This is a genomic window from Azohydromonas sediminis, from assembly GCF_003574675.1.
In the GTDB taxonomy this organism is placed as follows: domain Bacteria; phylum Pseudomonadota; class Gammaproteobacteria; order Burkholderiales; family Burkholderiaceae_C; genus Calidifontimicrobium; species Calidifontimicrobium sediminis.
In genome coordinates, this window is record NZ_QOAZ01000023.1 from 49,010 (window position 1) to 57,627 (window position 8,618).

Annotated in this window: 7 protein-coding genes and 1 tRNA gene; 2 read left to right on the plus strand and 6 right to left on the minus strand. The window is 73.4% G+C overall.

Going from position 1 to position 8,618, the window contains the following annotated elements; genetic code table 11:
• Nucleotides 1-67: 67 nt before the first annotated feature.
• From DRV96_RS12500 to DRV96_RS12525, 6 genes are all read right to left on the minus strand, one after another.
• Nucleotides 68-718, minus strand: coding sequence for a 50S ribosomal protein L25/general stress protein Ctc (locus DRV96_RS12500; RefSeq protein WP_119291563.1), 651 nt, complete (start codon nucleotides 716-718; stop codon nucleotides 68-70).
• Between the two features lie 133 nt (nucleotides 719-851).
• A complete protein-coding gene (locus DRV96_RS12505; RefSeq protein WP_119291565.1) occupies nucleotides 852-1,814 on the minus strand; it encodes a ribose-phosphate pyrophosphokinase in 963 nt (320 codons plus the stop codon).
• Nucleotides 1,815-1,896: 82 nt separating this feature from the next.
• Nucleotides 1,897-1,973 (minus strand) — tRNA-Gln (locus DRV96_RS12510).
• A gap of 38 nt (nucleotides 1,974-2,011) precedes the next feature.
• The gene (gene ispE, locus DRV96_RS12515) at nucleotides 2,012-2,905 is read right to left on the minus strand and encodes a 4-(cytidine 5'-diphospho)-2-C-methyl-D-erythritol kinase (RefSeq protein ID WP_119291567.1); all 894 of its coding nucleotides are present in this window, start codon (nucleotides 2,903-2,905) and stop codon (nucleotides 2,012-2,014) included.
• A 7-nt stretch (nucleotides 2,906-2,912) separates the two neighbouring features.
• Entirely contained in the window at nucleotides 2,913-3,434 is a 522-nt protein-coding gene (locus DRV96_RS12520) for a lipoprotein insertase outer membrane protein LolB (protein WP_235823383.1), read from the minus strand.
• The gene (locus DRV96_RS12525; RefSeq protein WP_235823384.1) at nucleotides 3,431-5,338 is read right to left on the minus strand and encodes a tetratricopeptide repeat protein; all 1,908 of its coding nucleotides are present in this window, start codon (nucleotides 5,336-5,338) and stop codon (nucleotides 3,431-3,433) included. The genes DRV96_RS12520 and DRV96_RS12525 overlap by 4 nt, the downstream gene beginning before the upstream one ends.
• Nucleotides 5,339-5,427: 89 nt before the next feature.
• Here DRV96_RS12525 and mutM point away from each other — a divergent pair, with 89 nt between their 5' ends.
• Nucleotides 5,428-6,258: a bifunctional DNA-formamidopyrimidine glycosylase/DNA-(apurinic or apyrimidinic site) lyase gene (mutM, locus tag DRV96_RS12530; RefSeq protein WP_119291571.1), complete on the plus strand. Its 831-nt coding sequence runs from the start codon at nucleotides 5,428-5,430 to the stop codon at nucleotides 6,256-6,258.
• A gap of 103 nt (nucleotides 6,259-6,361) precedes the next feature.
• Nucleotides 6,362-8,368 (plus strand): dynamin family protein, encoded by a 2,007-nt coding sequence (locus tag DRV96_RS12535; protein ID WP_119291574.1) that lies wholly within the window; start codon nucleotides 6,362-6,364, stop codon nucleotides 8,366-8,368.
• The last annotated feature ends 250 nt before the right edge of the window (nucleotides 8,369-8,618 follow it).

Genomic DNA, 8,618 nt, shown 5'->3' on the forward strand with positions numbered 1-8,618 from the left:
CGAAGCGCCGCGGCCAACAAAAAGCCCCACCGCGGTGGGGCTGCCGAAGAGGGGGCCGCGGCTCGGCTCACTTCTTGTTCTGCTTCTCGTCCTTCTTGCCCTTGGCCGGCTTGCCCTTCTCGGCCTTCGGCGCCGCCGGCGCCGGCGCGGCCTCTTCCTCTTCCTTCGGCACCGTCACCGCGACGATCACCGGGTTGAGCGTGCCGCGACGCACGTACTTGATGCCCGGCGGCAGCTTCAGGTCGCTGGCGTGCAGCGACTGGCCCTTGACGAGGTGCGACAGGTCGATCGTGATGAACTCGGGCAGCTGCGAGGCCAGGCACTCGACCTCGAGCTCGGTGGCCACGTGGCTGACGAGGCACTTGTCGGTCTTCACCGCCGGCGAGTTCTCCTCGCCCGTGAAGTGCAGCGGCACCTTCTTGCGCAGGCGCGTCGTCTCGTCGACGCGCTGGAAGTCGACGTGCAGCACCTGCGGCTTCCACGCGTGCATCTGGAAGTCGCGCAGCAGCACCTTCTCGGTCTTGCCGCCGAGCTCCATGTCGAGCAGCGACGAGTGGAACGCTTCCTTTTTCAGCGCGAAGAACAGCGCGTTGTGGTCGAGCTCGATCATCTTCGGCTCGCCGGCACCGTAGACGATGCCCGGCACCTTGCCCGCGTTGCGCAGGCGGCGGCTCGCTCCGGTCCCCTGCTGCGTACGCTCGTAAGCGGTGAACTTCATCTTTCACTCCGGTTGAAAACGGCCCCGCGACCAGGGCCCTGACTCGCGGGCTGCGTGCCCGCTGCTCGATGGGTTGCCGGCGCGGCGCACCCACCCAAGGAAAGGGTCGCCGCGAGGCGACCCGCTCTTCCCTCTAGAAGTTACTGTTCTGCTCGGCGAACAGCGACGTCACCGACTCGCCGTCGCTGATGCGACGGATCGTCTCGGCGAACAGGAACGCCACCGACAGCTGCCGGATCTTCGGGCACGTCTTGGCCGACTCGCCCAGCGGCAGCGTGTTGGTGATGACGACTTCGTCGAGCGCCGAGTTGCGGATGCGCTCGATCGCCGGGCCCGAGAACACCGCGTGCGTGCAGTACGCGTAGACGCTGCCGGCGCCGCGCTCCTTGAGCACCTCGGCGGCCTTCACGAGCGTGCCGGCGGTGTCGATCATGTCGTCCATGATCACGCAGTTGCGGCCCTCGATCTCGCCGATCACGTGCATCACCTCGGCGACGTTGGCCTTCGGCCGGCGCTTGTCGATGATCGCGAGGTCGCAGCCGAGCTGCTTGGCCAGCGCGCGCGCGCGCACGACACCGCCGACGTCGGGCGAGACGACGACGAGGTCGCGGTAGTTGCGGCCCTTGAGGTCCGACAGCAGCACCGGCGACGCGTAGATGTTGTCGACCGGGATGTCGAAGAAGCCCTGGATCTGGTCGGCGTGCAGGTCCATCGTCAGCACGCGCTCGACGCCGACGACTTCGAGCATATTGGCGACGACCTTCGCGCTGATCGGCACGCGCGTCGAGCGCGGCCGGCGGTCCTGGCGCGCGTAGCCGAAGTAGGGGATCACCGCGGTGATGCGCCGAGCGCTCGCGCGCTTGAGCGCATCGACCATGATGCACAGCTCCATCAGGTTCTCGTTGGTCGGAGAACCGGTGGGCTGGATCACGAACACGTCGCGCGCGCGGACGTTCTGCTGGATCTCGACGTCGACCTCGCCGTCGGAGAAGCGCCCGACCTTGGCGTGGCCGAGTTCGACGCCGAGGTGCGTCGCGATCTCTTGCGCCAGCGCCGGGTTGGCGTTGCCGGTGAACAGGACGGTGTTGAACAGCACGGTGGGTCGCGGCGTCGGTGCCGGGCCGCGAGCGCGGTCAACGCGCGCTGCCCTCGGGCGGGATGGTCATGCGGATGGGGTTTGGCAGGGGAGGAAGGATTCGAACCCTCGAATGTCGGAATCAAAATCCGATGCCTTAACCAACTTGGCGACTCCCCTACACAGGACACGGCTCGCGCCGCGCCCTCGAAACCGGATCAGTCGGCCCAGTGCGCCAGAGGGTGCACCGGCAGACTGCGAGACAGGCGCCCCGTCCAGCCCGGCGGCAGGGTGTCGAACACCTCGCTGCCCGGCGTCGCCACGGACGGATCGCCGTCGTCGATTCTCGCAAACACCGCGCTGCCCGAGCCACTCATCCGGGCGGGGCCGAAGCGCGCAGCGAGCCACTGTCGCGCCTGTCCCACCTCGGCGCACAGCGCCTCGGCCACCGGCTCCAGGTCGTTGCGCCCGAAAAGCTCGGACGTCGCGCCACGATCCCGGGCGATGTCGGCAAGAAAGCCTAGAAGTATAACAGGGGCGGTGTCGCGCGTCAGCCGCGGGTCGCCGAAGACGGCCGGCGTCGACACCGATGCGGCCGGCTTGACGACGGCGAAGCGCATCGGTGGCAGCTCGACCGGCGTCAGCCGCTCGCCGATGCCCTCGACGAAGGCGGGCGTGCCGGCGACGAAGAACGGCACGTCGGCGCCCAGGCGCGCCGCCAGCGCGAGCAGCCGCGAGCGCGGCCAGCGCAGGCCCCACAGCCGGTTGAGCGCGAGCAGCGTCGTCGCCGCGTCGGAGCTGCCGCCACCCAGGCCTGCGCCCCACGGCACGCGCTTGAGCACGTGGATGTCGGCGCCCAGCGGCGTGCCGCTTTCGCGCTGCAGCAGCGTCGCCGCGCGCACGCTCAGGTCGTCGGCGGGCAGCGCCGGGCCGAGGTCGTGGCGCTGCAGCCGGCCGTCGTCGCGGCGCTCGAAGTGCAGCGTGTCGGCCCAGTCGATCGGCACGAACACCGACTGCAGCAGGTGGTAGCCGTCGTCGCGGCGGCCGACGACGTGCAGGAACAGGTTCAGCTTGGCCGGGGCCGGGACTTCGTACAGCGCTTTCAGCGTCATCGTGCGCTCACGACGCGGCGTCGAGCCGCACGCGCACCGTCACCGCCGGCGGGCGTGCCCGCTGCAGCACGATCCAGCCGTCGGCGCGGCGGGCCAGGTCGACGGACCAGCCCAGCTGCGCGAAGCCCGACGCGGTCGGCTCGCTCGGTGCGGCCGGCCAGGGTCGCGCGCGCAGCCAGTCGAACAGCGCCGCCAGCGGCAGCGCCTCGCCGAGCACGTCGCGGGTCAGCGCGTCGAGGTCGGCGTAGACGCGCGCGCCGTCGCCGGTGGCCAGCTCGACGCGGCCGGGCTGCCAACGGGCCTGCGCGAGCGTCGTGCCCAGCGGCGCCGTCAGCAGCAGCGCACCGCGCTCGGCGCTGCCGCTGAGCTCGAAAGCGCTGGCGAACTGCCGCTCGGCCGCACCGTCGTGCGCGGCGACCTGCAGCGCCAGGCGGCCGGCGATCACGTCGGCGGCGGGCGGCGCCGTCGCGCAGCCGGCCAGCAGCGCGAGCGCGGCCAGCGCCGGTGCGCACGCACGCCGCAGCGTCACAGGTCGACCCGCAGCCGCGACAGCGTCTCGCGCAGCACCTCGTTGTCGGCGTCGCGGCGCTGCGCGTCGCGCCAGATGCGCCGCGCCTCGTCGCGCTCGCCCTTCATCCACAGCACCTCGCCGAGGTGGGCGGCGATCTCGGTGTCGGGGCGCGACGCGTAGGCCAGGCGCAGCAGCCGCAGCGCCTCGGCGAGGTTGCCGGCGCGGTACTCGACCCACGCCAGGCTGTCGGTGATGAACGGGTCGCCCGGCGCCAGCTCGAGCGCGCGTACGATCAGCGCGCGCGCCTCGTCGAGGCGCAGGTTGCGGTCGGCCAGCGAGTAGCCGAGCGCGTTGTAGGCGTGGTGGTGGTCGGGACGCACCTCGATCACGCGGCGCAGCAGCCGCTCCATGTCGGCCAGCCGGTCCATCTTCTCGGCCATCATCGCCTGCTCGTACAGCAGGTCGGTGTCGTCGGGGAAGCGCGCCGCCGCGGCGTCGAGCACGGCGTAGGCGTCGGCCCAGCGGCGCACCTCGCGCAGAACCTGCGTCTCGGCGAGCACCTTCGCGCGCGCGTCCTGCAGCGTGCGCTCGGGCACCGCGCGCACGAGGTTGCGCGCGCCGTCGACGTCGCCGCGGCGCGCCAGCAGCACGGCGCGGCGCGTCTGCACCTGCAGCAGCTGCTCGGGGTTCTCGATGCGCGCGAGCCACTGCTCGGCCGCCTGCAGGTCGCCGCGCTGCTCGGCGGCCTGCGCGAGCAGCAGCCAGGCCTGCGTCAGGCTCTCGTCGTCGCGCGCGTCGCTGCGTTCGTCGGCGCCGCGCTCGGTATTGCTGGCCGTCTCGCTGCCGCGCGCCGGCGCGCCCGGTGCCGTCTGTACCAATTCGAGGTAGCGCTGCAGGGCCTGCTCGGCCGCCACCGGCTCGCGCAGCTCCAGCCGCAGCGCACCGAGGGTCAGCCACGCCGGCGCCAGCCCCGGCTGCAGCCGCGTGACGTCCTCGAGCTGGGCCACCGCATCGGGGTAGCGCTGCGCGCCGGCCAGCGCGCGCGCGTAGGCCAGACGCAGCGCGACGTCGGTGTGCGGCGCGCGCAGCGCCGCGCGCACGATCTCTTCGGCCTGCGGCGTCTCGCCCATCATCTCGATGGCCAGCAGCGTCGGGCCGGGTGCGGCGGGGTCGTCGGCAGCGGCCTGCCGCAGCAGCGCCAGCGCACGTTCGCGCTCGCCGGCGGCGCGCCACAGCCGCGCCAGCGTCACGCGCGCGGCCACCCGCGTCGACTCGGCGTCGAGGTACGGACGCAGCACCGGCTCGATCGTCTGCGCCACCAGCGTCGCATCGGGCTGGCGCTGGAACAGCCGCGGCAGTGCGGCGATCATGCCCGGCCGGTCGGCCGGCGCCGAACGCTCGAGCAGCGTGCGCAGCGGTGCCGCGAGCTCGCCGGTGCGGTTCAGCGCGAGCAGCAGCTGGATCTCGTAGCGCGCGGCCTCGAGCGACGCCGGTGCCGCGTCACGCCACGCGCGCGTGGCCGCGAGCGCCTGCTCGCCGGCGCGCGCCTGCAGCGCGATCTCGACGCTGCGGCGGAACAGCGCCTCGTCGCGCGTGCGCCGCGCCGCGTCGAGGATGATCTGGTAGGCCGCGCCGGGCTCGCCGCCGCGCAGCTCGAGCTCGCCGATCAGCAGCTGGTAAAACAGTTGCGCGTCGAGCGCCGATCGTGCCGGGGGAGCCGCGGGCGCTGCGGCCGCGTCCGCCGGCGCGGTGGGCGGGGCGGGCGTCTGCGCCGCGCAGCCCGCGGCGAGCGCCAGTGCCGACACCGCCAGCGGCCACGCGCGCGACGCGGCCGGCGCGTGGCCGGCCCGCGCCGCACGGTGGCGCGCCGCTGCGCGCCAAGCTGCCAGGCCACCACGCCACATCTCGGACCCCGTCGACAAAAACCCATTCTAGGGGCCGGGCGCGCCGCCCCGCGCCGCAGGGGCGAACGCCCGGGCGGCGCGCCTGCCGGCCCGGATAATCGCGCCCGATGCCCGAGATGCCCGAGGTCGAAGTCACGCGCCGCAGCATCGCGGGCCGGCTCGAGGGGGCGCGCATCACGGGCGTGCGGCTCGGCGCGCCGCTGCGCTGGCCGCTGGGCACCGAGACCGACTCGCTCGTCGGCTGCCGCATCGGCGCCGTGGCGCGGCGCGGCAAGTACCTGTGGCTGCCGCTGGCAGCCGCGGGCGCGTCCCGCGGCGGCCTGCTCGTGCACCTGGGCATGTCGGGCTCGCTCGCGCTGCTCGCGTCGCCGCCGCCCGCCGGCCGGCACGACCACGTCGACCTCGTCACCGACCGCGGCACGCTGCGCCTGACGGACCCGCGCCGTTTCGGTGCCGTCGTGTGGGCGCCGGCGCTCGACGCCGGAATGGCCGCGAAGCTGCTCGCCGGGCTGGGCGCCGAGCCGTTCGACCCCGCACTCGACGCGGCGGCGCTGCACGCCGCGCTGCGCCAGCGGCGCACGCCGATCAAGCTCGCGCTGCTGGCCGGCGACGTCGTCGTCGGTGCCGGCAACATCTATGCGTGCGAGGCGCTGTTCGACGCCGGCATCGACCCGCGCACGCCGTGCCGCCGGCTCGGCCCCGCGCGCTGCGCGCGGCTGCTGGCATCGCTGCGGCGCGTGCTCGCGCGCGCGATCGAGCTCGGCGGCTCGACGCTGCGCGACTTCCGCGACGCGCACGGCGTGGCCGGCGCGTTCCAGGCCGAGGCGCGCGTCTACGGCCGCGAGGGCCAGCCCTGCCTGCGCTGCGGCGCGACGGTGCGGCGCATCGTGCAGGCGCAGCGCTCGACGTATTTCTGCCCCGGTTGTCAGCACTGGTAATCGACCCGCTTTTCGTGCGATCGCGCGCGTTTGTCTGCAGCGGCGCTGCGCTACAGTGAATCGAACGGTGCGGTGTGCCCCCGCCACCGACGCCTCGGTTCACATGCAGACCTCGTTCGCCCGCCACCTCGACGCCTTTTCCAGCTGGCGCCGCCTGCTCGAGCGCCGGCTCGTCGAGCTCGCGCAGGGGCTGGGCGACGCGCAGCTGCTCGACCCCGATGCGTCCGACACGATCGAGACGCTGCGGCGCCAGGTCGCCGGCGACCGCGTCGTCGTCGCCTTCGTCGCCGAGTTCTCGCGCGGCAAGTCGGAGCTGATCAACGCGATCTTCTTCGCCGACACCGGGCGGCGCATCCTGCCGGCCACGCCGGGTCGCACGACGATGTGTCCGGTGGAGATCGGTTGCGAGCGCGGCGAGCCGCCGATGCTCGCGCTGCTGCCGATCGACACGCGCACGCTGCCGCAGTCGCTCGACGAGCTGCGCCGCAAGACCGAGCTGTGGACGCGCATCCGCCTCGACCCGACGGCGCCTGACCGCCTGGCCGACGACCTCGCCGAGGTGATGCGCACCAAGGCCGTGCCCGTCGACGAGGCGCGCGCGCTGGGCCTCTGGGACGACGAGCGCCCCGACGACAACCCGCCGCTGGTCGCCGAAGGGCTGGTCGAGATCCCGAGCTGGCGCCACGCGATCATCAACTACCCCCACCCGCTGCTCGAGCGCGGGCTGGTCGTGCTCGACACGCCGGGGCTCAACGCGATCGGTGCCGAGCCGGCGCTGACGATCGGGCTGCTGCCGGCCGCGCACGCGGTGGTGTTCGTCGTCGGTGCCGACACCGGCGTGACGCGCTCCGACCTCGCGATCTGGCGCGACCACCTCAGCGCGCTCGCGGCGCAGCGCTACGCGGTGCTCAACAAGATCGACGTGCTCGCCGACCCGCTGCTGACACGGCAGGAGGTGATGGAGCAGATCGAACGCCAGCGCGTCGCGACGGCGCAGGCGCTGGGCATCGAGCCGCAGCAGGTCTACGCGCTGTCGGCGCGGCAGGCGCTGACCGCGCGCATCGACGGCCAGCGGCTCGGGCTGCTCGAGAGCCGCCTGCCCGCGTTCGAGGAGCTGCTCGCGCAGGACCTGCTGCCGCGGCGCCAGCAGATGCTGCAGCGCGCCGTGCTCGACGGTCTCGCGCCGATCGAGCAGCGGCTCGAGCGCCAGCTCGGCGACCAGCGCCGCCAGGCCGCCGAGCAGCTGCTCGAGCTGCGCGGGCTGCGCGGCAAGAGCAAGGGCAAGGTGCAGCTGCTGCTGCAGCGCGTCGCCGACGACGCGAAGGACTTCGAGCGCTGCACGGTGCGCCTGGGCGCGCTGCGCGCGGTGCACTCGCGCATGCTGCGCCACAGCCTCGACGCGATCTCGATCGACCGCCTGCGCGACGACGTCGCGCGGCTGCAGCACGACATCGCTGGCACGCTGCTGCACCTGGGCGCCAAGCGCCTGTTCGGCGAGCTCGTGCAGCGTCTGCGCGAGCGCGTGGTCGTCGCCGCCAAGCGCAACGACGAGACGCGCGCGATGCTGCAGGCCAGCTTCGCGCAGATCAATGCCGAGTTCGGCTTCGCGCTCGTGCTGCCGGACCCGCCGTCGCTCGAGCGCACGCTCGCCGAGCTCGCCGACGCCGAGCGCAACGTCAACGCCTACCTCGGGCTCGCGACCGCGCTGCGGCTGGCCGACGCGCGCCAGCTCGAGCAGTTCCGCCGGATGGTGTGGTCGCGGCTGCGCACCGTGTTCGAGGCCGCGATCCGCGACCTCGAGCACTGGAACCGCGCCGCGTCGGCGCAGGTCGACGCGCAGCTGCGCGAGCGGCGCCTGGCCTTCGTCAAGCGCCGCGACGCGCTCGAGCGCATCCGCAGCGCCGCCGGCGAGCTCGAAGGGCACATCGACGCCGTCGAGGCCCAGGAAAGGCAGCACCGCGAGCTCGCGGCGCGCGTGCAGGCGCTGTTCGGTGCGCTGCGCGAACACGCGCAGCGCACGCCGGACCCCGACGCGGCGACGCCACCACGGCACGCCGAGGCGACGACGATGCGCCTGCCGTTGCCGCCGTCGCGCTTCGGCACGCTCTGAGCCGCAGCCACGGCGCCGCGCCGCGGCCGATGCCACACTGCGCGGCGTGAGGGTCCCTCGTCGTTTCGTGTGGAACCCAACATTCACAATGACCCTTGGTCGTCGAGCCCGGTGGGTATGTGGACAGGCCGCTTGCCGGCCTGTCCACATGTCCACGGGGCGGGCTTCGCCGGGGGAGTTGATTCGATGAGCGTCGGGGTCGAAGCGCTGTTCACCAGCGCGCTGGGGTTGCAGCCGCCATGGGTGGTCG

Coding starts and splice junctions, on each gene's coding strand:
- ispE (WP_119291567.1), bottom strand. CDS start 2,905: ATGACGCTGAAAGCGCTGTACGAAGTCCCGGCCCCGGCCAAGCTGAAC.
- mutM (WP_119291571.1), top strand. CDS start 5,428: ATGCCCGAGATGCCCGAGGTCGAAGTCACGCGCCGCAGCATCGCGGGC.
- DRV96_RS12500 (WP_119291563.1), bottom strand. CDS start 718: ATGAAGTTCACCGCTTACGAGCGTACGCAGCAGGGGACCGGAGCGAGC.
- DRV96_RS12535 (WP_119291574.1), top strand. CDS start 6,362: ATGCAGACCTCGTTCGCCCGCCACCTCGACGCCTTTTCCAGCTGGCGC.